The organism is Rahnella sp. PAMC25559 (genome assembly GCF_050632365.1).
GTDB classification, from domain to species: domain Bacteria; phylum Pseudomonadota; class Gammaproteobacteria; order Enterobacterales; family Enterobacteriaceae; genus Rahnella; species Rahnella rivi.
Window position 1 is genome coordinate 120,868 of the sequence record NZ_CP192542.1, and the last position, 25,698, is coordinate 146,565.

Consider the following 25,698-nt stretch of genomic DNA (forward strand, 5'->3'; position numbering starts at 1 on the left):
ACATTAACTGTAGAATTTTCCATATCTTCGTTCAGATTCTATTTGTCGCGGTGTTAACATTTTGCGATATCTGGCGCTATTTCGGCCTTGCTATTATCACATTTTCGGTTAAGTTCCCTAGCTGCAAGAATGTAGAAAAAATTTGTACAGCCAAATTTCCGGGGCAAATACGTAAGCATTCTCTTGAACTAAGAAAAGGGTGGAAGCGAATATTTCTCTTGGACGGGCGACAATCGCTATTTTTTTTCAGTTCAGTTGACCGGAGAGAACGCCCTATGCTGAAATACAGGGTATACACCAACGATGGATCGCTGTTGTCTGACAGTGTCCCGCCGTCGACCGCTGCCAAATGATGTCGATTTGGGTCAGGATTAGCGCTCTATGGTTAAAGACAGCTTGCCTGGCTCTCATTACAGCTGAGTGATAATGCACTAACTCTGCAGGGCCAAATATACTATAGGACTACAGTCCTACGGGCTGCTTCGGGAGGCATTTCTTTATTTCTTAGATGAAAATTCAGGCACTGATTTAATACTACTCATATTAACTATGATCTGATTATCGATTAACATAAAAATAGCTATTAAGGATGGATGGGAAAAGCGAATGGCAGATAAATGCGCATATACGATCCTTCTTGAAGCCTCCCACGGGAGACTATCATCGAGCGATCTTTATAAAGGAAAAAAAATCACTTCAGTGATAGATGTTGCACTTGACGCAATAATAGATCTTGAAATGGAGATAAAACGTCTGAATTACATTATTCGGCATAAGAATAAATGATATTCTGGAACTTATGATTTGAGTATTTCTTCTGTAACAGATGACAACGTTAAATTAGCAAAGTCATTACTAACTTATGGATGAAGCTCAGGTACTGGTTATATTCATGCCGCCAGTGCCCGACCTTCTCCAGAGCATCTTTCAGTGACCGGAACCAATGCAAGTTCAGACATTCATCGCTCTGGCTGCCGCAAATGACTCAATCTGAGCGTTATCTGTGGGCTTCCCGGTGCGTGAGAAGTCCATCGTTACCCGGTTTTAATACGCCCAGCGATCCAGCGCTTTCGAGATTAATTGGCTGCCGTTATCCGTCTGCAACCGGTGTGGTATACGGTGCTGCATTTGTTTCAGGCGCTCCATAACAGCCACCACATCCTCTCCGCGCAGCCCCTGACCAACTTCGATCGCCAGGCATTCACGACTAAAATTATCCACTACAGTTAGGGCACGTATCCGACGCCCGTTGAACAGATTATCAGCAACAAAATCCATGCTCCAGCACTGATCTAATGCGGTCACTTCTGGACGGGCGTGTCGGTGCCTGGCCGTAACATGCCTGAGTGGGCGTTTAGCTCGCAGATTCAGTCCTTCCTGACAGTAAATTCGGTGGGTTTTCTTGTGGTTGACTAACCAGCCTTCCCTGCGCAAAAGAATATGAATGCGCGGGCAACCATAGCGGATCCGTGTCTCCGCAATTTCTCTTATCCGGTGAGTCAGGGCCCTGTCATCACGACAACTGCGATAGAGGTATACCGTGCGACTCTGCATCATTAAACGGCAACCACGACGCAGCCCGATACGATAGGCGTCCAGCAGGTAAGTTACCGCTTCACGCTTCTGAATGGGCCTCAGAACTTTTTTCGAATGACATCCTGGAGCATTTCCTTATCCAGACTGAGGTCCGCCACCAGACGCTTAAGCCGTTGGTTTTCGTCCTCAAGCTGCCGCAAACGGCGCAGTTCTGTTACGCCCATACCGCCAAATTTTTTCTTCCAGTTATAAAAAGTGGCTTCAGAAATACCCATCTTTCTGCACACTTCCTCCACCCGAGTGCCTGTTTCGGCCTGTTTAAGGGCGAATGCTATCTGTTCTTCGGTATAACGGGTCTTTTTCATGGTTGATATGCCTCTCAGTGAGATGAAAGAAAGACCGGATACTTTATTTTAGGCTGGCACTGTTTTCAGGGAGGAGATCATTTTCGGCCATCAGTCGGTACTCTTCTGGCGTCAGGTTGTTCATGGATTCATGAGGCCGCTCGTTGTTATATTCAGTCAGCCAGCGCTCAGTAATTTCCCGCGTTTCATTCAGGGTTCTGAACAGATAAAAATCCAGTATCTCTGTCCGGTATGTCCGGTTAAAACGCTCAATAAACGCATTCTCCGTCGGCTTTTCCGGCTTGATAAATTCCAGCAACACACCATATTCTTTGGCCCATTGCGCCAGTGCCAGTGAGACCAGTTCTGGCCCGTTAACCGACGAAGAGTGCTCTCAAAAACAGGTATCGGGAATACATCCAATCCGATGACCTGCCTGTTGGCTATGTTCCCTTGAGACTGGGTATTCATCCCAACAGAAGATGTCGGCTGTCGAGCATTACCTAAGCCATGGTCAATGTGTTGCTGCCACCGTGAAGGCACTGGGATTTCCCAGGCCCGAGACGCTCGCAGCCTGGATTTATGAGCTGCACCCTGGTACACGCAACATGATAACGAGCAAAAGCGACATTGCCCCTTTTGAACCTGACGTGCAATATCAGGCGGTCAGTGATCTCTGTACCCGAGGTGGCTCCGCTCGGGAGGTTGCACAAAAGATAGGCCTAAGCCGTCCGATATTGTACAAATGGAAGAATGACCTGATCGGCGATGAGACTTATCAAGCTATGCGTAAACGTCACGAGGTTCCTTCCGAAGAGAAAGAAAATGCATTGCTCGACAAAATTTCTTAGCTAGAAATACAGGTGCATCAGTTACAGCTTGAGCGTGACATCATGACAAAGGCGAATGAATTGGTAAAAAATGAACAGGGTAGCAATAGCGTGGCCCTCAGAAACAAGGAGAAGACACAGGTTGTTGATGTTCTAAGAGAAATATATCCGTTGGTGGTATTACTCGGCGTTCTGAAGCTCGCCCGCAGCTGTTACTTTTACCATCGGTAAGCTATGCACATGAGCGATAAAAACGCCGATGTTCGGGTCATCATGGCAGAAATCTTCAATGATAATTACCACTGCTATGGTTACCGTCGAATCCATTGGATGCTTCGCCAGAATAACAGGGTTATCTCAGAGAAAGTGGTCCGCAGACTGATGGTGGAAGAACAGCTTGTTGTCAGCCGTTCCCGGCGACTCAGGTACAGTTCCTACTGCGAAGAAATCAATGCCGCGCATGTAAATCTACTGGCTCGGGATTTTAATGCAGGTTCTCCGGACGAAAAGTGGTTGGCGGATATTGCTAGATTCCAGCTTCCTGCGGGGAAAGTCTATCTGTCACCGGTCCTTGACTGCTTTAACATCAAAGTCGTGAGCTGGTCAATCGGTACACACCCTAATGCACAGCTGGTCAATACTATGCTCGATGAAGCTATTGATACACTCACCGGTAATAACTGGCCGATTATACACAGTGACAGAGGTGGTCATTATCGGTGGCTCGGTTGGGTGGAACGTGTCCGGGCAGCAGGTTTGACCCGCTCAATGTCACGTAAGGGATGTTCACCGGATAATGCGGCTTGCGAAGGCTTCTTCGGCCGCCTGAAAAATGAAATGTACTACTGTCGTGACTGGACAGGCGTCACGCTGGAAGGATTTATGCAAAACGTAGGGACTTATATCGGTTGGCATAATGAGCATAGGCTCAAAATATCATTTGGTGGAATGAGTCCTGTAAAATACCGGCAACAATTGGGATTTTAATATAAACCAGTCCAAGAAAACATCCGCACCCCGTGTGGATCATTTTTACATCGGTACTAACACGTGATGGCTACTCGTCCAAAACAGTGCTGTGCGATGACGGTGAGATCGAGCTGAATACGCCGCGTGATTGAGAAATTACCTTCAAGCTTCAGCTGCTAAAGATAAATCAGACGTGCGTCACGTAGATGGACAGCCAGATTTTGTCCCTGTACGCCAAAGGTATGACGACCCGTGTAATCGTCGCCACGTTCAAGAAATGTTTTATGCGGACGTGTCTCCCACGCTGATATCTAAAGCCACCGATGCGGTTTAAGAACAGGTGGCAGAGTCGATCTCTGAATGCACTGTTTCTCATTGTTTATCCTGACTGTATCGTGGTAAAAGTTCGTCACGGCGTCAGCGTGGTTATCAAAGCAGTATTCCTCGCGCTGAGCAATAATACTGAAGGCCAGAATGAATTGTTGGGCATGTAGCTGGCACAAAACGAAGGGGCAAAGTTCTGGCTCAGTGTGATGACAGAGCTTAAAATCGGGATCTTCAAGATATCCTGGTTGCCTACGTGGACGGGATGAAGGTTTTCCCGGATGCGATAAATAGCGCTTATCCTCAGACGCACATCCAGTTGTGCATCATCCATATGGTGCGCAACAGCCTGAAATACGTGTCGTGGAAGGATTGGCGGGCTGAAAACGGTGTATTAGGCTCCGAGAGAGGAACCCGCTCTGATGGCGCTGGATATGTACGCGGGTGCCTGTGACGATAAATATCCGCAAATCAGCAAAAGCTTGCGGGCGCTCTGGGAAAATCTCAATACGCTCTTCGGCTATCCGCCAGATATCCGCAAGGCAATCTACACCATGAATGCAATCAAATCGCTGAACAGCGTCATCCGTGCAGCTATCAAAAAGAGAAAGGTATTCCCGACAGACTACTCGGTGCAAAAAGTTATTTATCTGGCGATCAACGATGCGTTAAAAAAATGGAGTATGCAGATCCAAAATTGGCGGCTGGCTATGAGTCATTTTATTATCGAGTTAGGTGACCGCCTGAGCGATCACCTTTAATTCGGTGGAAGTTACACAGAATTATTTACAGGGTCTTACTCGCGATGCTGCATTGTACATACAGCATCATTATCTGGAATAAAATTCCATTTGGATAGACTTAAAGAGACAAGTATTTTGATGCTACTCTCTGATAAGCTCTGACATCCTCTCGAAATATTGATTCTAATTAAGAATCATTTAATTTCGCTTATCCATTTATCAAGTTTGCTTTGCGGGTTTTCTTTGCAAATTTTAATCAGTAGCGGCACCGATGTGGTATCAACTTCATGCCAGTCCACATAATCTCCACCTTTAAAATCTGTATTTTTGTTTATCATCCAGAATGCAACCGGCGTCAACGCCTTTGGGTTCGTATCCACGAACTCTTTACAGGTCATATTTTCAGGGATGTTCTCATTTAGCGTCTTTGCACTGGCAATATTTACGAATGCACAAAGAGCTGCGATGGAGAGCAGTGATTTAATTGAATTTTTCATGATTTTTTTCCCTATTATATCTTGATAAGCAGTAATGAGTAACTCAGCGTTATTGATTATCGTTAGATGTTTTTCTTCATAATACCTTCAAAGTAATTACTCAGCGTAAAATAAATGTATGCGCTGGATATCATTTCCAAACCAATAAAGATCGAGACCAGATAGTAGGTTGTATCTTCATTTGCGCTAATCCAAATTAACGCAATAATTAGGTCAAGAATCCCGATGAACATACACCAGTAGCGCCCAATCATACTGGGGTTTCTAAATGCCGCTGAAATACGACTGAAGCCAGCAAGAAGAAACAAAAAACAGATGATCATTGAGAGAATGTTTATTCCTAGCATTGGGCTGAGCAATACACTGACTCCCATAATAATGTAGATAATCGAGAAGATAATTAATGAAAATATCGCGACCTTACCATTCTTTCTAAAAGTAAATGCACAGGTTAGTGAATAAAAACCGCAAAGAGTCAACAGAAAACCAGTTAAATAGCTTAAGACCACCCCGGCATAAACCGGAAAAATCAAACATAAAACCCCACACAGCGAAAGAATTAGTGCAAAACTGAATGCGCTTCTTTTATATTTTACCAAAACTCGCTGGTTAAGACTGCTGAGGATTTTTCTATCAATGAGTAACATTATCCCACCTTAGATGAATGTATTGGAGTAGATTCCGAGTTAATTATAATGGAAAGGATATTTTTTATTATTGATTTTGTATATCGGACATCATGACGATGTTTATCATCGCTTTCTTACGTCTGTCATCCTATTCGTTAAAGTCTAATTCCTTGCTCTTATGTGCGAGCGTTCTGTTGCGGATTAATATCCTCACGGTTTTATTTAATATTTTAATCAAAGGAAAAGAAATTATGAAACGTTTTACAATCGCAACAATTTTTGCTGCAATTGCAATAATGGCTCCGGGGCTGGCAACGGCTGCAACTGAGACCTCTTATACTTCTGATTTAACCCCGCAGGTTACTACTGTAGTGGTCAACTAAAATTGACCACTACTTTAGAGTTTTTCCAGTATCGTTTTTTCGATGCGTTGGATGGTGACCCGCCGTTATATTCGTGCAGCCTGAGCGCGCTGTAATACCCAACGATATAAGCTGTTATTTCATGGGCAGTATCGCTGAAGCTTACCTAACCCGTCGCTGGCACCCATTCGTGCTTTAGACTCTGGAAGAAGCGTTCCATTGGGCTATTGACGCTCCTATGTCAACGGCAGCAGTTGGGCTCGCCCCAAATCAGTTAAAATAAGCGGATAAAGCTCTCGTACGATGTAGCGTTTAAGGCAACGTAAAAATTTCTTTTGCCGACAGTCCTTCTCCTGTTCGACGTTGCACATAGACTTTTGTTCGCGGATCGCTGCGCATGCGTACCAGGGCGATTGTCCACAGCGCATTATTCGCCTCCCGTGAACCACCGCGATTCAGGCGATGACTGGTGGTTTTACCTGAGGATGCCGGCAACGGATTTACACCACAAAATGACGTAAGTGCAGCTTCATTTTTTATCTTTCAGGATTAGCACCCGCGACTGCCAGCAAGATGGCTGCGGTTTGAGGACCTACACCAAACTGTCTCCGTATGCCTCCGGCATATTCTTGGGTTAAATTATCCAGTAGCTCATCCAGTTGCGTGAGTTCTTCCGCGAGGGCCAGCCAACGTTTAGCCAGGCTTCGAAGTGTGCAATAAAGTGCCAGGAGTAATGGTGATTTCTCAGCAGATTCAAAAAACCATACACGCAGTAACGCATTCGTGCGGTTTTGATTTCCACAGCATGTCGCGAATATCCTGGAGGGCGCTGACTAATAGCGCACGGAGCTGATTGATTGCCTGAGTTTTCGCCTTTACGGCACTCGGGCGGGCAACGTTGATGATTAGCAATGCCTCGCAGGCACCGAATTGCAATTTGGGAACGGCTTTGGCATTCCCGGAAAGGACCGTTCTGGCGGCATTCTCCGCATCAAGTGGATCAGATTCTCCTTCAAGGCGGCGTTTAGAACAATCAGGACGATTGATTTCAAGAACATCGTGCCCTTTTTTAATGAGAAATCGCGTCAGGCCTGCGCCGTAAGTTCCGGTTCCCTCTATCCCTGCATGTTCCATCGAGCCAAAAGTGAGTACCCAGTCGAACAATTCTTCATATCCTACCTACTTTCGTTCCGAGCAACTTACCTTCGTAGCTGAGAATCGCACCAACGTGAATATCCAGATGCGTATCGACACCTAAAATTAAAGAGTCATTGAATGAATGATGATTTTTCATGGCTTACCCCTGTCAATATGGAATAGCCATCCCCATTGCAGGACAGAACATTCAAGTTGCAGCACAAAGCTCCTATCAGGTCACAAACTCTGGGCCCGGCTATGCACGGGAAATACCTGAACCGGACGACAGGTCAACACAAAGGCAGTTCAGCCAATCCCAGCACGGGTCAGTCCGATCCGGTATTCAGGAGTATAGTAGACTGAGTATTCCAGCAGTTTCCACGTCGACTCATACTCTGTTTGCCACGGTACCGCCACAGTAACTGCCGGAACTGCCTGCTTGTATAATGACTGCCCTAGCCAAGCCGTTAACGGGGGACTGTTTATCAGCCTGTTTTGATTTCGCAGTAATGTATAAACTTCGCGTGAGATACATCGCTTCAGGCAGCGTACTGCTTCCATTTTTGTATGCCCCTCTGATACTCGCCCGACGACATATTCCTTCGTTTTAGCGTCAGTTCGTAAACGTCCGATGGCTATGATCTGAAGTGCACTATTCGCGGCTCGATATCCGCCCCGGTTAAGTCAGTAACGGTTTGTTTCTCCAAAATAGACAGGAACAGGGCTGACACTACACATTGCCGCAAAACCTGATTCTAACCTTAATCGTTGGAGGCTGCCTCCTGCAGTGATTAGCAACTGCGAAGCGCTTTCGTATCCAATAGCATTACATTTAATGAGTTCAGGTGCCAGCTCATCGACAATTGCCGCAATCATGACGTCCAGATCAGCAACTTCGTTATGTAACTCGGGATAGCACCGGGCAAGGGACTTTAATGCAATGCGATAAACGTTTATAACATTGTGGTATTTACTGGTATCAGGCTTACAGGATCCCAGAGTCCTGATGAGCTGCTTGCGCGTCATATTTCTGAGCTGTTCATGTGATTCATTCGGAGCAGAGATAATATTGGAATGGATAATCTGGAGAGCGACTCTGCGGGCTGATATCGCTGTTTTTCGCCAAGTTTTTAAATTCCGCAGAGATCCAATCTTGCCGTCTCACGTTTTGGGACTAACTGTCCTTATACCGGAGAATGCTGCATGAGCGGCACATCCAGCATCAATTGTGTCACTTTTACCCCTTTTGCGTCGTTCCATCCGATCTGGCGCAGCCACCTCAAGAACTTCTAACCCCGCATTCTGGAAATAGCGAAGCAATCCTGAGCCATAGGTGCCTGTGCACTCAACGCCAATTCTCTTTAACGCTCCAAATGAAGTCACCAATGCCAGCCACTGGATAGCGCGCCCTGAGTTTCCCGATTAACGAGAACTGTTCAGTGGGTCTGACATCAAGAGCACGGTAGCCATTATTAGTATTTCGTTCACCATTTCAATACGTTGTGGCTTTTTCTTTAGCTCACGTATATCGATTTTTTCCGGTGTAATAGGAGAGGCATTTGGCGTTTTGCCTAGCCGTTAATCACGCAGCTATTTTATCCATTTATTCATCGTAGAAAGGCCTACGTCCATTGCCTTCGCTGCATGAACGGCTGTGTAACTTGATCGACAATCAACTGGGCTGATTCACGTCTGAATTCAGGACTAAAATTTTTCTTTTCATTGGTGCACCTGTGTTGTTCTGAGATGAGCATATCACCTCTGTTCATGTGGCTAAATTCAGTAAACCACTTCAGATTAACTTGATACTTGCCGCATCTGGTATGTTCCCCCGACATCCCGGCCAGAGAAAAGCGGAACTTCAATCTAGCCATGAATGACACATCCAAGCCGTATCAGTGCAGACTGATGGGTTCTTTTTGTTTTATCCGGACATAAAGGAAGCCATAATGGCGATGCGGAGCAACAGAAAAGTACTTTAAAACTCCAATCAAAAACCTCTCCCTGTAACAATTGACAGTTTTATTTGAAATCCAAAAGTCTGTAAAAGCTTGAGGTTTTTTAGGAATTCTGTGGTAAACAAACATAAAATTATGTACACATAAAAGAATTGAAAATGAGATATCGATGACAAATACCTTATGAGTTTCTGACAATCATTTTCAGGCCGACTTCAAGTTTCACATCACCCGGCGGGTGGATGGCGTCGGCGATGTCCTGAAACAGCCCCATCGAATCATTTTCTCAGCCCCATTCGCTGTCCACAATGAAAGGATTGCGTACGCCGCCCAGCAGAATACCCTGCGTGGAGACGCATCCGGATTGATTTTTATTGAAGGTCGATGACATTTAATAACAGAAACCGATGTAATCCACCGTATGGAGTGTAATCATGCCCGGTCAGTCCGGCTGAATACCAGTTCGGCATAGTAGAAGTTAAACGCCCGCGTTTCTTTCAGGTTTCGAGCTGGTTCACCACCTAATTGTTGGCGACAAGCGTGTTATGCGGTGCTTGATTTTCGGCCTGCACCTCCAGTGTGCCGATTTACACCGTCAGTCCCTGACTCATGATTGGGAAATGCGCCGCGCCGTTGATCTCGCTACAGGTCATCCAGTATTTCACGTTGTAACCAAAGCGGATCAGCACCGCGCGGGCAAAGCGTTCGACTTGGCCGATCGGCTCGCGGTTTTCCAGCCACCATACTCTTTCGCCAGATGCAGCGGCATTTCATAGCGGGAAATCGTGATCTCCGGCTCAATGCCATGGGCAATAGAGGTGTCGATCACCGCGTCATTATGTTTCAGCCCCGTTTCGTTCGATTACTGCTCAATACCGTTTGGGAAGATGCGCGTCCAGGTGATAGAAAAGCGGTAACATTTGAAACCTATCTCTGCAAACAGGTCGATATCTTCCTGAAAATGGTGATAGTGCCCTTGTGGTTAGGATAGGTGTAATTTTCGCAATCCAGGATGAAATCGAAATCCGGTGAGGACACAGTCCTTAAGCCCGCCATACCGCCGGGAATGGAATCCACCAACCACAAGCCTTTACCGTCCTGATAGTAAGTGCCTCCACCCTAATTCTCCGTCGCCGCACCGCCCCACATAAAACCTTGCGGAAATTTCTCTTTCATCACCACTCTTCTCGCAAAAATCTATTAACTTATTAATTTAATAAACTGATAATAGAACTCATAAAATTGTCAGCTATATTTAATTCTTAACTTTACGCCTAAATACAATACGTTGATGTCATCCATGCACCCGATGAGGAGTGTTGCGTTATGCCACAAATATCATTGATTCACCCTCTTTATGAATATTCCGAAGCCTGTCTGTGTCACAGCCCTGCATTTAGACGTATCAATACGGTGATGACAGAGGAAGCGGCAAAAGCCCCGCCGATCACGACGGCGACGGTTTCTGCTGCTCTGTCCGACGCTAGCTCCCCACACACCGAAAACCCAACCCCGTCTGCGCCGCTGAAAGCCTTTACCAACGTGCGTATTTTTGACGGGGTGTCTGACGCCCTGCGCGAGGGACTACAGGTCATTGTCGAAGGTAATAAAATCAAAGCCATTGAGCCGGAAGGGACACCTTTGCCCGCCGGAATAGACGTCATAGATGGGGCGGGCGGCGTGCTGATGCCGGGGCTGATTGACGCCCACTGGCATGCCATTATGGCCCGACCGTCGATGATGACGGCTATGACCGCTGACTTCAGTTATATACAGGCGCTGGCGATTGCAGAGGCAAAGGCGACGGTGCTGCGCGGCTTTACCACCGTGCGGGATATGGGCGGGCCGGTTTTTGGCCTGAAACGGGCGATTGACGAACGCATCACCGCCGGACCGCGCATCTATCCTTCCGGCGCCTTTATCTCGCAAACCGGCGGGCACGGCGATTTTCGCCTGCTGCATGAAGTGCCGCGTGCGCCGGGAGACAGCCTGAGTTATATCGAACGGGTGGGCATTACGGCGATTGCCGACGGTGCCGATCAGGTGCTGCTGCGCGCACGGGAACAGCTGATGCGCGGCGCATCGCAGGTGAAATTTATGGCGGGCGGCGGCGTGGCCTCGCTGTATGACGGCATTGATGTCACAGAAGGATCGGTGGCGGAGATTCAGGCCGCCGTCACCGCGGCTGAAAACTGGGGAACATACGTCACGGTGCATGCATATACCGCGCGTGCGGTGACAATGGCGATAAAAGGCGGCGTGAAGTGTATTGAACACGGTCAGCTGGTGGATGAGGAAACTGTGCAGGAGATGGCGAAACAGCACATCTGGTGGTGTCTGCAACCTTTCCTGAACGATGAAGATGCCGTGCCGATGGCCACTCCGGCGTCACGCGCCAAGCAACGGGTGATGTCGGCGGGCACTGACACGGCCTATCAGTTGGCAAAAAAATATCAGATCAACACCGCCTGGGGCACGGACACGTTGTTTGATGCCCGGCTCGCCACCCGTCAGGGCGCGCAATTAGCCAAACTCAAACGCTGGTATACGCCGCCGGAAATTCTGAAAATGGCCACCAGTGTGAATGCGGAATTATGCGCCATGTCCGGCCAGCGCAATCCTTATCCGGGGAAAATTGGCGTGATAGAAGCCGGGGCGTATGCCGATATGATTGTGGTGGCAGGCGATCCGCTGACGGATATTGATCTGATTGCACAGCCGGAAGAGGCATTTCACGTGATCGTCAAAGACGGTGAGATCCTCAAAAATACGCTGTAAAAACATCGCCGTGATGCCTTGCGGTACGGGGCACCACGGCGGGTAATCACACCCAGATACGGTAATTATGCACGTTACCGGCTGCCTCCCGGATGTCGTTTTGTACTTCTTCCGTCAGTTCCCGTTGCGGGAAATAACGGTACGGCGGACGCAGTACGGACGTATGGTTGAAACCACAGCCGTTAAAATCCTCCCGGATACAGTTGAACACTGACTCCGCGTCATGCAGATATTCACCGCCAAAGCCTTTATATAATTTGCAGTGGTCGGTCAGCCCTTTCACATTAAACACATTCAGCTCTGACAGCGTGCGGGAGTCTTTGCCGATGCCAAAGCTGTACTGGTATTTGTAAATCGGATCCGCGACATCATTGTCGAACAGGTTGTTATAAAGATGAATGTCGCCAAATCGCACGCGCGGGGTACGCTGCACGATGCGATGAAAGACATTGTCATGGAAGGTGACACGCAATTTGCCGCTGTCTTCCGCGTCATTACCGTCGCTGTGGCCAATCAGAATCGTTTTATCATGCAGTGTAAAGAAGCAACGAGAAACCGTGATGAAATCCGACGCCCGCTTGATGTCTAACGCGCCATCATGCTGCACGTATTTCCAGCCATCGACAATTTTGTACATGTCCATGGTGAAACGCCCGTCACTGAAGGCCACATTACTGACCCAGACATGATGGGCGCGGATAATGCTCAGCCCGTCCCATTCGGCGTTCCAGCCGTCACCTTCTTCAAACTGCGGATCGACATCCACCGGATTTTCGATAAAAAGGTTGTGAATAATGACATTGTGGACATCCTGAACGATCAGCGCGCTTTCGATAAACTTCGCATTCTGATCAATGCCCATCAGCGTGGTATTGCTACTGATGAATATCCGTCCCCGCCGCGACTGATCCTGCCGGTTGAGGTAAGGCGAACCGCCGCTGGCATCAATCACACCGCCAACCCAGATACATTTATGGTGGTCGCCGGACTCGTTGAGGGCCTCCCGGAGTTCTTCTATATTCGTCACGTAATAATTGAGGACGGGCCTTTCGCCCCCGCCGGTGGTACCGCCCGTTTCAGAGGCCCATCCAGAAGGGGTGTCAAACCAAGGTTCATGCGGTGGAATATGATGTATTGATTTCATCGAGACAACTCCTTTTTATGGAAATAAAAATGAGGGTGACCACTGCTTTTCATCCTGACGCATTTCATTCATGAGTCTTTCGAATCGAAAATGGCGTCAGGCTATTGCTCTGTGCCTGGCAATATTTTTGTATAACGCAATACGGTTTCCGACCTGTAATTTAGTGATCAGGCGGGCGCGGTGCGCATAAAATGTTTTCATATTCATGCTCAGCCTTTCGCCTATCGCATGGGTACTCAGCCCGTCCTTCATGCAGAATAAAACTTCCTTTTCTCGGCAGGATAAAGGATGCCTGACCCGGTAATTAAAACGCGCATTATCTACCAGCAGACAGAACAGGACTTCTTTTTCCGGCGCTTGCCGGTCAATAAAGGTCACATTCTCCAGATGGCAGTGCATGTAGTAATCAAGATCATTGGAAATAAATGCAAAAACATTTCTGCCCTGGAATAAGCAGCGACTAGCCTGCAAATGATTCGTCGTCTCCACATCCACGATAAAATAATTTTCATCAATCAGCTCGCGTGACAAAAGCGCACTCAGGCCAAGGATGAAAAAATAATCGTCAGAAATTACGGAGTTTGATAAATCCATATAACTTCCTTTTCTGAACTGTCCTTTTATGTATTCTTACGTCATTAAATACTGTGGTTTACTTTTATAAATTTTAGAGAAACTACAAATTTATGACACCTCTAATGCACCGACCCTTTTCTGAACCATTAAAACTATTCACATACGTTGACTTTCTTGCCACAAACAATAAAAAATACCGCAAAAAAGCCTTATAACCACGCAAACAACCATGATGCGCAATAAGTTCAATACTTAGAAACGCCGTGACAAATAGGCTCTTCTTAATGATTTGCGATGATTTGATAGTCATAACTTGAGTAAAATTAAAATTTATTAGGGAAAATACCCGATTGTAGCCGTCGATCTATTGTTTCATATTAGGGTGAATTTTACACTGTTAACAAGTAACCAACATCAGCCTAGGATTATTTTTATGTGCGCCACAGACTACGCTTGTAGCCCCTTTCTGAAATATCCGGCTTACGGAAAGTTGTTCATTATATATTTAGGCAGGATGCTTTAAAACCACTGGTCTTACTTTCACTTTTCGGTGCGTTATGTATTTTTTTAAACAGATATTTTCTGCCGCGCTGCGGTCTGGCCTGTTTTGCAAATATCTGCGACAACGCCACGCATTGCTTTTTATTCTTCGCCGGGCAATCAATAAAAATCATCTGATTCCGTTTATTCAGCCGATTGTAGATTCCCGCACAGGAAATACCGTGGCGGGCGAAGTGCTGATGCGATGGAAACACCCTGTGCTGGGAAATATCTCCCCGGAGTGTTTTATTCCGCTGGCGGAGCAAAGCGGTCTCATTTCCCGTATTACGGCCTATGGCATTCAGTCGGTGGCCAACACCATCACATCAACGGGGTTTATTTACCGCCCTGACACCACGTTATTCTTTAACGTTGCCGCGAAGGATTTTGATAATCACGACATTCTTCTCGCCTGCCAATGCTTTATGCAGCAAACCGGGTTGCCCGATTTACGCATTGGTCTGGAAATCACCGAAAGGCAAGCCGTGACCGGTTCCGGTCTGTTGAAGGAGTTGTGCGAAAGGCTGGAAGGTCTGGGCGTCCACCTTTCTTTGGATGATTTCGGCACGGGAAATTCGAATTATCATTACCTGATGCTGTTTCAACCACGTTATATCAAGATCGACAAACTGTTCACCTGCGGGATTGAAACCGACCGCAGTAAAGCCGCCATTGTGCGCAACATTGTCGCTATCGCCAGCGAACTGCATTGTCTGACCATCGCCGAAGGGGTGGAAACCGGATCTCAACGGGAAGTGCTGGCGGCGATGGGCGTCAGTCATTTTCAGGGCTATTTCTTCTCCCGCCCCGTGGAGGCGTCAGTGTTCTTTCATCAGTTGATGGAACCGCTTCCCCTGCGCTGAAACGATCTTTTCATCTCACGCCACAAAAAAAGGCGGGCTGCTCTGATGCCTCCGCCTTTTTTGTTATCCGTGACCCGTCCTAATTAGCGTTGACACGCTTCCGACTTAAATCCGGAGAACGTGATAATGGCTGAGTTTAAACGCACGCAACGTGACTATCCTTTGTCTTTTAAAATTGCTGTTGTTGAGCAGGTTGAAAAAGGCGAACTGACCTACAAACAGGCTCAACTGCGCTATGGTATTCAGGGTCGCTCTATCGTCCTGACCTGGTTGCGTAAGCATGGCCGACTCAATTGGGCTCCAGGTCTTCTTCAGCTCTCCAGCCGGAATTTACCCATGGATCAACCCTCTGCACCTTTAACGCCTGAACAAAGAATCAAAGAACTTGAAGAGCAGCTTGAGCGGGTCACACAGAAAGCTGAGTTCCTGGACGCCGTCGTTAATGTCCTGAAAAATGACTTTGGGTTCAGCGTAATAAAAAAGCGGCCAGGCAAGACCTCACACAAAAATAAACCCAAAAAATAACGCTCACCCGCGTCTGCCAGTTTCTGTGCCACAGTCACCAGGCATGGTACCCATATATTACCCGGCTGAATGAACGGCAGAAACAGGATGTAAAGATCATCAATTTTATTAAAACGGTCCGGATGCGACAGCCCCTTATCGGAACCCGTAAGCTGCACTATCTTCTTAAGGAACAATCAGATGATGAGTTATATATCGGACGTGACAAACTCTTTTCTCTGCTCAAAGAACGCAGATTACAGGTTCCCGTTAGACGGACTTATCATAAAACAACTGACAGTCATCACCGTTTTCGGTGACATCCGAATCTACTGAAATCCGGGCCGGGACAGTTGGTGGTGTGCCATCCGGACCAGGTGTGGGTGGCAGATATTACTTATTTGCCGACCCGAAGTGGGATGGTCTACCTGAGTCTGATCACCGATGCCTGTTCAAGGAGGACATGGGGCATTATGTACAAATAAATGTTGCAGAGGCGCTGAAAAGGGCTTTAAAACAGCGAAAAACGAGCGAGCCTCTGATACATCACTCCGACAGGGGAATCCAATACTGTTCAGCGGCTTATCAGTCAGTACATGAGAAAAACGGCTTAACGTGTTCGATGACAGACGGTTATGAATGTTATCAGAATGCGCTGGCAGAAAGAGTGAACGGTATACTGAAGACAGAGTTCCTGCTGTCTCGGCCGACAGACCTGGAACAGGCAAGAAAGATGGTGAAAGAATCGATAGAGATATACAACGGAGAGCGACAGCACTTGTCGTTAAAATACAAAACGCCCGATGAAGTTCATCAGGCGTTTTGAAGCTGAAAAGTGCCAACCTATATCAGGACTAGTCACCGTAATGAAGATGTGTTACCAGTTGATATCCATGGTCGCCGTCGCCGTCGCCGGGCCTGGTTCTGCCGTCGGGCGCGGACACAACACCCACACCAGATTGTCAGACCACGACTGTGTGGAAGACACCGTGCGCAGCGCCGCTTTGCTGCTATCCATACGCATGGACGAGCCTTTGGTTGTGCATCCGGCATCTGCGGTGGCATTTGAGCCAATAAAGCCACGGATATCACCCGCAACGCTGCCGCCTGCGGTCGAGATCATCGGCAGCGAATAATCGTCGCCTGCCTGGGTTTTCGGGGTCACGGAATAGGTGACATCCGCGCTTGTACCGGCGTCGTTAGTACAGTTCACATTCAGCGAAGACTGCACCGCAATCCCCTTGCCGTCCGTTCCCTGACCCGGCGTCACGTCACCGAATGGCACGACCGCCGCTGTGTTCATCGAACATTGCGTGCTGGCCACGACCAGATCACTGAAGCTCAGCAGAGACTGTCTGTTATTTCCACTGGTTTTATGCAGTTGCAGATAGGTTGTGGGCAACGGACCTGCCGCGGCGCTTGGTGAAACATACACCCCGTACGAAACATTCATCGAAGTGCTAGACCCGTCAAGAATGTAGAAGTTGCCGCTGATCGGACGCTTTATCGCCGCACAATGCGACGCGGTGCCGGGCGTCTGCCAGTCAGTGATGATGGCCCCTTTACTGTCCCAGGTGGCGGAATAGGTGTCGGTGACCACGTTGGCGTTGCCGGTCGGCGTCGCCGTAATGGTCGTCGCGTTCAGACTGCCGGTCAGGACAATTAATACGCCCTTTTGGATCTCGTATCCCGACCAACCGTCTACCGTGGTGTAGGGCAGGCCCGCTATTGAGCAGGTTGCACCATTACTGTCATTTGGCGTGGTTTGCCAGGCCGATAGTTTCCAGCCCCATCCGTATGTCAGAGCGGTGGAGCTAGCGTAAGGTCCATGAGCCGTACCGTTGATGGTCGGCGTCCAGGTACCGAGACGAGTATAACCCTGCGGGAGATTCACCGCGAATGCCGCCTGACAAGATAACAGTGCAATAGCGGCCATGCATTGGATCCCGCGTCGGCGGAAGGCTTTCGCCAAAAAACGTATAAAAACAGACATCTTATTTCCTATATCTATAATTTTGTAGAGACTAAAATCTGGCCCGATGAGGTTGATTACCAGCTCATGTCAAGAGTCACCGCCGCCGCGGCCGGACCGGGTTCTGCGGTCGTCCGTGGGCATAACACCCAGACCAGTGGATCAGACCAGTTCGTGCTGGTAGTGACCGTGTGCAGGCTGACTTTGGTGCCGTCCATCGGCAATGAGGAAGTGCGGTCTGCACAACCGGCTTCTGTGGTCGCGGATGCGCCTAGAAAACCGCGCACATCGCCATCAACGGTGCCGCTGGCCGACTTCATCGGAATGCTGAAATGGTCACCGGCCTGTGTTTTCGGTGTTACCGAATAGGACACCGGCAGCGCGGTGCCGGAAGGATTACTGCACGTCACATCCACCGAGGAGTTCACCGCGACCTTACGGTCATCCGGCGTGACATCACCGAAAGCAATCGCAGGCGTTGAATTCACCGTACAGTCCATGCCGCTCCACGCCAGCGACAGGATACGCCGGTCAAAGGTCGCCGGCATGACGTTCCAGCTGTAGCCACGCCCGGCCTGCGCATAGACAGTTTTCACCGCCATTTTGGCGGCTCCCGGCTGCACATAGACGCCGTAACCCATTGCCGACTGCGAACCGCCGCCGCTGTTCATTTCCACCGCGCCGAACGACTGGTTAAAGGTGGTCTTCACCCCCAGACAGTCGGAGCGCACACTGATGTCGCCGCTGCCATTGCCGGATTTGTCCCATGACGCGGAAGACACGGTGTTCAGATCCGGCGCGCCGTTAGGGATAAACGTGCCACCGGTGGCGACCGGGTTCATCGTCCCGGAATTGATGACAATCTGGCCGGATATGGAACCGAACGGGATCACCAGAATGCCGGGGGAAATCTCATAACCGCGATAACCGTCATAGGATTTCATCGGATACATCGACGCACATCCCGCGCTGGGCACCGGCACGGGGGAAACCACCACGGTGCCCGCGACACCTGATGCCATAAAAGGCACCACGTTTTGTGAGTAATACCAGCCGGGTTTATTGCCCGGAATGGTATCGCCCTCGGTCCACGTCAGCCGGGTGTTGACCACGTCACTGACCACCTGATAACCCGATTTCAGCTCGAGTGCAGCGCAGTTTATTCCCCACATCAGAGCCACAGACCCCAATAACATCCTTGCAGTCATGACTGCTCCTTAAATTGGTGTGCATTAAGGCCGCGCAACTGTGCGCGGCCTTTTATCAGCGGCATTCGCCGTTCAGCTGAATAACCGGCATTTGTGCCGTCGGTTTCAGCCCCTTCAGGTCATAACTGACGCGGCACTGTTTATCGCTGCCTTTGCCCCACGACACCGCCAGCTGGCCTTTTTCCGGCAGGCCGGTCAGATACACCTGGCCGTTATCGCCGACGATGCCGGTGATTTCCTCACGACCTGCGTTTTCCAGCAGTGATACGGTGGCACCAAACGGCACCACGCCTGCTCCGCCAGCCCGCGTCAGGGACATCAGCACCTGATAACCGATACGCGTGGCAAAGTCAGTTTTCACCACCGCGCCGTTGGTCGGGTACACCACTTTCTGGTTTTGCGGCAAATCGACGTTGTCCGGTAACGTGCTCGGATCGAGACCGACGTTGTTGCGGCTGTAATCCGACAGATACGGCACCACGGCGAACCCGCGCGAATCGGTTTTGCCACCGCCATTAGACAGGCTGACGCCTTCCGCACCCGGCGCGCTGACCAGCGCCACCGAACTGCCCAGGGGACGTGACAGCGTCACACCTTGCGCATGGGCCACCGCGCCGCCGCTCATGTTGACGTTCATCGAGCGCATGTCGTTTGAGTAACCGTAACCCGCAGAAACGTTGCCTTTGCTACCCTGATATCCCAGATTCAGGTTGCTGTTACTGGCCTGATCCTGATTGCCCCAGCCCTGCATCACGCTGTACGACAGCGCGCCGTTCGGGTTGCTGCCGGAAATCCCCGCCTGATTCTGCGTGCGTCCGTGGTTGTCATGAGATATCTGGCTGGTGGCGTAGGTGTTTTGCAGCGCAGACGAATAGCTGAAGATGCTGAACGGCACGCTCAGGTTGAAGGAAACCTGACGGTTCTCCGGCCAGTCGCCGTTGCCTTTCATGCGATCCACGGTGTAATACACGCCGTAGCTGACGCCGTGATAACTGCCGTTGTAACCGGATGACAGGCTGGTCAGCGTTTTGGTCGACCCCCAGTAATCATCACGGTTGGCGCGCAAACTCACCGAGCCATAATCCCCAAGTTGCTGTGTTACCTGCGTCTGGAAACTGCTGCGCCGACGGCTCATCGTCCACGGCGACACATCATCCTTCTGCGCATAACCCATGCTGTTGTATTCCGCGAAACTGTAATAATTTCGGGTGGAATAACGCAGCGCCGTCAGGTCAAAAGAAGTGCCGGTGGTCAACATACTTTTGGAGTAACGCACCCGCCATGACCCCCCCGCCTGACGATCTTTTTCTTCCAGCTTCGTGCTGGAGAAAGTGCCGTCCACAGACATTGCGCCAAGATCGCCCAGCGAAATACCTGAACCCATGCTCAGCGCACTGTAGTTTTGGGAGCCCAGCAGACCGCCGTACAGCGTCAGGTTTTTTGGTAAGCCATAAATCAGCGTCGCCAGCACGAATTCTGATTCGCGTGAGCCCTGCGTCGTACCGCCGTCATAACGTCCGGCGGTCACTTCATATTTCATGGCGCCCGGTCGCAGCATCACCGGCAGGGAGGAATACGGCACCACGAAGCTGTGCACGCTGCCATCGGCTTCGGTCACTGCCACGTCCAGGTCACCGGAGGACCCCGCCTGATACAGATCCTTAATTTCAAACGGGCCCGGTGCGACGTAGGTTTCATATACCACGTAGCCGTTCTGACGCACGGTCACGCGGGCGTTACTGCTGGCTACGCCGGTGATCAGCGGCGCAAAACCGCGCAGACGCGAAGGCATCATCTGTTCGGACGAATTCAGCTGCACGCCGCGGAACGGCACGCCGTCCAGCACGTCACTGCCAGTATTGGATTCGCCCATGGTCACGCGAGAACGCCAGTCACGGATATCGCGCGACAGATAGGTATTGGAAAAATGCGTGCTGTCGTTATTACTGCTGCTACCACTGGTATCAGTGTGGCTGTGCGTCAGCGTACTGCGCAGCCGCCAGGCACCGGCGTTTGCGCCGGTCTGCACGTTGGCAAACAAGTTGTTATTCACGCGGGTATCGCTGTTGAGCGTCTGCTCATTGCGACCGGCACTGACGTTGTAGTTAAACAACATCGCCGGAATGCCGTCGTCCCACTGTGACGGATCCGTCTGGCTGTCACTGCCCGGCTGCATCGCCACCTGCGGGATACTGACGTCCAGCCGCAGGCGGGATAAATCGAATTTCACCGCGGATTGCGGGATAAGCACCGTCAGATCATCCACCGGTTTGTCTTTCGCTAAGCCTTTAAATGCAGGCAACTGATCCACATTCACACCCAGCGCGCCGAGCAATTCCGGCGTCAGTTCAGGCGCAATATTGCCGTGGGCGTTTTTGCCGAACACCAGTTCGCGGGAGACCGCTTCACGCTGGTTGACGAAGATAGTGACCGGATACTTCCCTTCCGCCACGCCGCCCGCCAGGGAAAAAGCGGAGAGATCGACATCCGATGCGCCGCTTCCCAGCGACAGCAATTCAGGATCGAAGTAATCTGCTGACCACGCGTTCTGGCAGCTCATTAATACAAACAGCGCAAGCGTTTTGCGCGGGAAGGCGCGGGTGCTGGCTGCCATTCCGTTAATCCTTAAACAGGATGTCAATTTCTTACTCAAGGTCGTTCCCTGCTCTGTAATATATGATTAGCGATTCCGGATTTCCCCGGTCTTACAATGTCTTACGCTGGGCGGGCGTCACCCGGCTGTCTTCGCCGATCACCTGCCATTCCACCTCGCCCCGCGCCCCTTCAGGAACGGGATAGCGCTGCTGCCCTTTCGGCGGTACCAGCGTGCGCAGATCGGCTGCCGGTAAGGTTTTTCCGCCCACTTTCAGCTGGCTGAAGTTGAGGTAAAACGGCGTCGGGTTATCCACCACCAGCGCATCCCCTTGCAGGCTGAAACGCAGCTGCTCAGACGCCTTAGTGACGCCGCCTGGCGGTAAACCTTCCGGTCGGTAGAACAACTTCATGTTGTTGACCACCGCGACCACCAGCTGGCCGCCGGTCTGGTTGTCTTTATCCGGCACCGACGGGATACCTTTTACCGACAGGTAAAACACTGATTCCCTGTCCTGCGGCAGCGTCATGTCGGTAAGACGGATACGCAGCTGGAGCTGTTCACCCGGATCAACACGTTTTAACGGCGGCGTCACCAGCAGCGGAATGGCCGTGGCGGGCGCTTTATCGTTTTGTTCTGTCGCCGGTAAACCGGTGGCCAAATCCAGCGGCCGCACCCATGACTGCATCAGATACGCACGGTGGGTGTTATTGGTCATTGACCAGGTGATGCCTTTGGTTTCCGATGCCGGATACACAAGGCGGAACTGATTGATCGACAGGCCGGAAGGCTGTTCCGGCGCGGCAACACACGGCAATGCCAGTGCCAGCGCGGCAATCAGCAGCGGCACTTTCAGCGAAAACGTCATGATTTCCCTCCGTTCCGCACAGCGGCTGAAAATAGCGGGCTGTTGCCGCCGTAATCATTAATCACCGTCCACTGCGCCTGCTTAACCTGACCACTCACCGGATAACTGGCCTGCGAGAATGGAGGGATCATCGGCACAACGTCTCGCACCGCCACGTCGTGGCCATCAAACGCCAGACGTGAAAACGTCAGGAAGTAAGGCGTCGGATTTTTTACCTCGATGCTGCCGTCCTGAAGATGAAACGTCAGACGCCCCTGCGCTTCCTCCGCCGTCATCGGCAGCCCTGCAGGGCGGTAAAACAGCTTGATGGTGTTCTGAATACCAACCGAAATCCGCGCCGCCAGCGAGGCGTCTTCCGCTTCTTTCGGTTCCGTCATCGCCGGTACGGCGATCGCGGTGAAATAAAACACCGACTCACGGTCAGCAGGCAGCGCCGCATCGTCCTTACGCAAAATGCGCAGGGTGTTTTTGCTATTTTCTTCCAGCCGGAACAGCGGCGGCGTGGTCAGAAAAGGCGCAACTTCACGGCCTTGCGGTGACCCGACGACCGCCGACTGCACCAGATAAGGCCGGGAACCGTGGTTTTGCACGGTCAGCGTCTGGGCGCTGTCGGTTGACTGAAAAATCACCCGCGTACGGCTGAGGCTGATCCCCCCATCAGCGGCAAAAGCGCCCTGAATCAGCGTCACAATGCCCATTAAAATGAGTGCGGCACGGCGTACTAAAAGAGAAATAAACTGCACAGAAAACCCCTTACTGATAGGCGAAATCAAAGGTGACGCTGGCGTTCAGCGTGCCGCCTTTGGTGGCGGCATCGCTGCATTTGGTGCCACAGGACAGCGCCGCTTTCAGCGGAATGCTGACGTTGCCGCCATCAAAATTGGTGGCGTTCAGCGGCACCGGCAGCAACGTGGTGTTGTTCACCACATCACCCGTCGCGTTCACGATGCGTACGCCGTAATTCACCACCTGTGAGGACGCCGGTTGCAGGAACAGAAAATCGCCGGAACTTGTGTTGCCGGTTCCCGACACTTTCACCACAGGTTTTTGCACCGCACCGACAAAACCGGCGCACTGCGACAGGGTCACCGTCAGCGGTAACGGATTGGCCAGGCTGTCGCCGCTGCGGATACCGGAAGACTGCACCGCGCCGAAATCCAGCACCGGCGGCGCGGAAACCTGGCAGGTCGGCGCCTGGAATGTGGCCGTAAACTGCACCTCTGTTGCCGCCACCGCGTGACCCGCCATCGCCAGCAGGCACAGGCAAAGCGAAGCCCTCAGGGCAACGTGGTGTCCTGATAAAGAAATGTGATTTTTCATGGTGTCTGTCTGTTGAAAGCGTTAAGGGAAAATAAAGGCGAAGGTGATTTTTGCGCTGACCGCACCCGCCGTCAGCAGCGGATCACCGGCGCTACGCACCAGTCCCACCGAGAAAGGTTGCACAGATGTGCCGTCATCCTGAGTGATCGCCACCGAATCACCGGGCGCAACCGTACCGGCCGCGTTATAAAAATCACTGAGGTTATTCAGCGTGCCTTTTTTCAGCATAAAACCGACGTACTTCGCCGTGGAACTGGCCGAGCGAAACAGCTGCGTGTCGCTGAGCTGAGCGGATTCCCCGGACACAGTCAGCGACGGCGTTTTGCCCTGCATTCCTTCGCAGTTCACACTGACCGCCAGTGGCAGAATGGCGGCGGTACCGGTCGCAAATTGCGTAACATCTTTTGTGTCGAATTTGAGCGTCGGCGTGTCGATCGCCACCTGACAATTGCCATCCATTACCGTGGCTTTAATGTCAGTGGTGGCAGCCAGTACCTGACCGGCAGAAACGCCGGATAAAATCAGCAAAAGTGCCGATGAAACCTGTTTAATTAACCGTGCCACGGAACGTCTCCACACCGCCAAAATCGTTAATCGCTGCCCACTCGGCTTTGCCCTGCCCGGCTGTCACCGGATAATTATTTGATGCGAAAGGCGCAATCATGCTGGTGCCTTTAATAACATCGAGCGGGATCTTTTTGCCGTTAATCGTCAGTTTGTTTAGCGAGATAAAATACGGCGTCGGATTGGACACCTTCACGCTCTGGCCTGCTCTGGAAAACTGCAATTTGCCCATCGCTTCTTTTTGCGTCATCGGCAGGTTATCCGGACGATGGAACAGCTTCAGGGTATTACCGGTCGCCACCTGTAAGGTTCCACCGACTTTATTATCATTATTTTCCTGACCTGTTTTACCGGTCGGGATCGCCAGAATATTTAAATAAAAGACCGACTCCCGGTCACCCGGCAGAGAATTGGATTTTTTCAGGATCCGGATTTTATTAGCGGAATCAGGCTCGATGCGAAATAACGCCGGGGTTGGCATGAACACGCTGTTCGATGATTTCGCTGAGAGACTTTCTGAAATACCGACATTAATAAGATAAGGTTGATTATGAGATCGGTTATTAATGTCAATACTCTGACTGCTGTCAGATGCCGTAAAAATAATGCGGGAGGAACCCACCGCAATACTTGCGATTGCTGGCGGGGTCAATAATATCCCCAGGCTTAAAATAACGCCTAACTTGTGAATAAACTTCATAATGTTCTCTGCCAGTTAATTGAAAAAGAGAGGTTTCATAGAACCTCTCTTTTCCGGACGCTTATTGCCGTACTGCTCGCGCCTTACGACGGGTCCCGTACTTCAGGTTCTTTACGCTTAGTTGCTCACGTAAGAGATTTTGATCGGCGCGTGGTAAGCACCCGGCAGAACGTTAGCTTTATCCAGAACGGCCATACCGGTGTTGAAGGTATAAGTCAGTGCGCCAGTCGTATCAGCAACAACCGGGATGCTGGTGTTGTTGGTCACTTGAGTGGTGCCGTCTTCACGGGTCATCATGAAACCTGCGGACTGAGCAACGTCGCTCACGAACACAGTTTCGTTACCGGTCGCAACGATACCGCTGACCTGTAAAGCACCCGCTTCGTCTTTGCTACAGTTTTTCAGGGACACCAGCAGTGGTTCTTCACCAATCTGTTTTTTCGCTGCGTCGAAAGCGATTTTAGAGAAAGAACCGACATTCAAGGTGGAAGCGCCGTTATTTGCCGTCACTTCACACGTGGTGTCGACAATATTGCCCTGCAGCTGGACGTCAGCCTGAGTTGCAGCCTGAACCTGACCTGCCAGAGCCATCATCAAAGCAACAGGCGCAAGGGCGATAATTTTTTTCATTACTAAATCCTTTATTCAATATAAGTATTACAACAAGAGAAAAGTTATTTCAGCCTGCCGTGGCTGAGGAGGAGATAATACTCAGGGGAGAAAAGATAAAATATCAGAG

The 25,698-nt window shown here is 50.3% G+C and carries 17 protein-coding genes and 10 pseudogenes; 6 read left to right on the top strand and 21 right to left on the bottom strand.

The features are described 5' to 3' along the window. Nucleotides 1-877: 877 nt before the first annotated feature. Nucleotides 878-1,901 (bottom strand): annotated as a pseudogene (locus tag ACQZQY_RS00570) (IS3 family transposase); the annotation flags it as partial. 43 nt (nt 1,902-1,944) lie between these two features. After that, nucleotides 1,945-2,256, bottom strand: a pseudogene (locus ACQZQY_RS00575) (integrase core domain-containing protein); the annotation flags it as partial. A gap of 88 nt (nt 2,257-2,344) precedes the next feature. On the opposite strand from ACQZQY_RS00575, the pseudogene ACQZQY_RS00580 reads away from it, so the two are divergent. After that, nucleotides 2,345-3,697, top strand: a pseudogene (locus tag ACQZQY_RS00580) (IS3 family transposase); the annotation flags it as partial. 59 nt (nt 3,698-3,756) lie between these two features. Beyond that, nucleotides 3,757-4,764, top strand: a pseudogene (locus ACQZQY_RS00585) (IS256 family transposase); the annotation flags it as partial. Nucleotides 4,765-4,940: 176 nt separating this feature from the next. On the opposite strand, the gene hdeB reads toward ACQZQY_RS00585, so the two are convergent. After that, complete coding sequence (gene hdeB / locus ACQZQY_RS00590; protein WP_431295612.1) at nt 4,941-5,243, bottom strand: acid-activated periplasmic chaperone HdeB; 303 nt, start codon at nt 5,241-5,243, stop codon at nt 4,941-4,943. A gap of 62 nt (nt 5,244-5,305) precedes the next feature. Next, nucleotides 5,306-5,890: a DUF308 domain-containing protein gene (locus ACQZQY_RS00595; protein WP_431295613.1), complete on the bottom strand. Its 585-nt coding sequence runs from the start codon at nt 5,888-5,890 to the stop codon at nt 5,306-5,308. A gap of 233 nt (nt 5,891-6,123) precedes the next feature. On the opposite strand from ACQZQY_RS00595, the gene ACQZQY_RS00600 reads away from it, so the two are divergent. Continuing rightward, on the top strand, nt 6,124-6,255 hold the full coding sequence (locus ACQZQY_RS00600; protein WP_431295614.1) for a hypothetical protein: 132 nt from the start codon (nt 6,124-6,126) through the stop codon (nt 6,253-6,255). On the opposite strand, the pseudogene ACQZQY_RS00605 reads toward ACQZQY_RS00600, so the two are convergent. The 5 pseudogenes from ACQZQY_RS00605 to ACQZQY_RS00625 all read right to left on the bottom strand — a co-directional run. Next, nucleotides 6,248-6,463: pseudogene (locus ACQZQY_RS00605) on the bottom strand (IS3 family transposase); the annotation flags it as partial. The gene ACQZQY_RS00600 and the pseudogene ACQZQY_RS00605 sit on opposite strands and share 8 nt — an antisense overlap. 7 nt (nt 6,464-6,470) lie before the next feature. Beyond that, nucleotides 6,471-7,528: pseudogene (locus tag ACQZQY_RS00610) on the bottom strand (IS110 family transposase). 305 nt (nt 7,529-7,833) lie between these two features. Beyond that, nucleotides 7,834-8,769: pseudogene (locus tag ACQZQY_RS00615) on the bottom strand (IS110 family transposase); the annotation flags it as partial. Next, nucleotides 8,762-9,125: pseudogene (locus ACQZQY_RS00620) on the bottom strand (transposase); the annotation flags it as partial. The pseudogenes ACQZQY_RS00615 and ACQZQY_RS00620, both read right to left, overlap by 8 nt. An 886-nt stretch (nt 9,126-10,011) precedes the next feature. Then, a pseudogene (locus ACQZQY_RS00625) lies at nt 10,012-10,278 on the bottom strand (family 1 glycosylhydrolase). Between the two features lie 377 nt (nt 10,279-10,655). Between ACQZQY_RS00625 and ACQZQY_RS00630 the strand changes: the two are divergent. Continuing rightward, entirely contained in the window at nt 10,656-12,107 is a 1,452-nt protein-coding gene (locus ACQZQY_RS00630) for an amidohydrolase family protein (RefSeq protein ID WP_431295615.1), read from the top strand. Between the two features lie 46 nt (nt 12,108-12,153). Here the strand turns inward: ACQZQY_RS00630 and ACQZQY_RS00635 are convergent, their stop codons facing one another. From ACQZQY_RS00635 to ACQZQY_RS00645, 3 genes are all read right to left on the bottom strand, one after another. Beyond that, nucleotides 12,154-13,251 (bottom strand): pectate lyase family protein, encoded by a 1,098-nt coding sequence (locus ACQZQY_RS00635; protein WP_431295616.1) that lies wholly within the window; start codon nt 13,249-13,251, stop codon nt 12,154-12,156. A gap of 96 nt (nt 13,252-13,347) precedes the next feature. Further along, nucleotides 13,348-13,845 (bottom strand): helix-turn-helix domain-containing protein, encoded by a 498-nt coding sequence (locus ACQZQY_RS00640; protein WP_159282841.1) that lies wholly within the window; start codon nt 13,843-13,845, stop codon nt 13,348-13,350. A 479-nt stretch (nt 13,846-14,324) separates the two neighbouring features. Further along, entirely contained in the window at nt 14,325-14,501 is a 177-nt protein-coding gene (locus ACQZQY_RS00645; protein ID WP_390976697.1) for a hypothetical protein, read from the bottom strand. Between ACQZQY_RS00645 and ACQZQY_RS00650 the strand changes: the two genes are divergently transcribed. Both ACQZQY_RS00650 and ACQZQY_RS00655 read left to right on the top strand, forming a co-directional pair. After that, nucleotides 14,463-15,230 carry an EAL domain-containing protein gene (locus ACQZQY_RS00650; RefSeq protein WP_431295671.1) on the top strand — a complete coding sequence of 256 codons (768 nt, stop codon included), beginning with the start codon at nt 14,463-14,465 and terminating at the stop codon, nt 15,228-15,230. The genes ACQZQY_RS00645 and ACQZQY_RS00650 overlap by 39 nt on opposite strands. A gap of 126 nt (nt 15,231-15,356) precedes the next feature. After that, nucleotides 15,357-16,560, top strand: a pseudogene (locus ACQZQY_RS00655) (IS3 family transposase). A gap of 51 nt (nt 16,561-16,611) precedes the next feature. On the opposite strand, the gene ACQZQY_RS00660 reads toward ACQZQY_RS00655, so the two are convergent. The 9 genes from ACQZQY_RS00660 to ACQZQY_RS00700 form a co-directional block, all read right to left on the bottom strand. Continuing rightward, nucleotides 16,612-17,727, bottom strand: a complete 1,116-nt coding sequence (locus tag ACQZQY_RS00660; protein ID WP_431295617.1) for a hypothetical protein — start codon at nt 17,725-17,727, stop codon at nt 16,612-16,614. 56 nt (nt 17,728-17,783) lie between these two features. After that, nucleotides 17,784-18,914 carry a hypothetical protein gene (locus ACQZQY_RS00665; protein ID WP_431295618.1) on the bottom strand — a complete coding sequence of 377 codons (1,131 nt, stop codon included), beginning with the start codon at nt 18,912-18,914 and terminating at the stop codon, nt 17,784-17,786. Between the two features lie 55 nt (nt 18,915-18,969). Next, nucleotides 18,970-21,528: a fimbria/pilus outer membrane usher protein gene (locus ACQZQY_RS00670; protein ID WP_431295619.1), complete on the bottom strand. Its 2,559-nt coding sequence runs from the start codon at nt 21,526-21,528 to the stop codon at nt 18,970-18,972. Nucleotides 21,529-21,619: 91 nt separating this feature from the next. Next, nucleotides 21,620-22,375, bottom strand: a complete 756-nt coding sequence (locus ACQZQY_RS00675) for a fimbrial biogenesis chaperone (protein WP_390976621.1) — start codon at nt 22,373-22,375, stop codon at nt 21,620-21,622. Beyond that, on the bottom strand, nt 22,372-23,118 hold the full coding sequence (locus ACQZQY_RS00680) for a fimbrial biogenesis chaperone (protein ID WP_390976620.1): 747 nt from the start codon (nt 23,116-23,118) through the stop codon (nt 22,372-22,374). The genes ACQZQY_RS00675 and ACQZQY_RS00680 overlap by 4 nt, the downstream gene beginning before the upstream one ends. A 10-nt stretch (nt 23,119-23,128) precedes the next feature. Continuing rightward, a complete protein-coding gene (locus ACQZQY_RS00685) occupies nt 23,129-23,695 on the bottom strand; it encodes a fimbrial protein (RefSeq protein ID WP_217148712.1) in 567 nt (188 codons plus the stop codon). 21 nt (nt 23,696-23,716) lie between these two features. Beyond that, nucleotides 23,717-24,259 carry a fimbrial protein gene (locus ACQZQY_RS00690; RefSeq protein ID WP_390976618.1) on the bottom strand — a complete coding sequence of 181 codons (543 nt, stop codon included), beginning with the start codon at nt 24,257-24,259 and terminating at the stop codon, nt 23,717-23,719. After that, complete coding sequence (locus tag ACQZQY_RS00695; RefSeq protein WP_390976616.1) at nt 24,243-24,959, bottom strand: fimbrial biogenesis chaperone; 717 nt, start codon at nt 24,957-24,959, stop codon at nt 24,243-24,245. Before ACQZQY_RS00695 ends, ACQZQY_RS00690 begins: the two co-directional genes overlap by 17 nt. Nucleotides 24,960-25,076: 117 nt before the next feature. Then, nucleotides 25,077-25,589 (bottom strand): fimbrial protein, encoded by a 513-nt coding sequence (locus tag ACQZQY_RS00700; RefSeq protein WP_431295620.1) that lies wholly within the window; start codon nt 25,587-25,589, stop codon nt 25,077-25,079. Nucleotides 25,590-25,698: the final 109 nt, after the last annotated feature.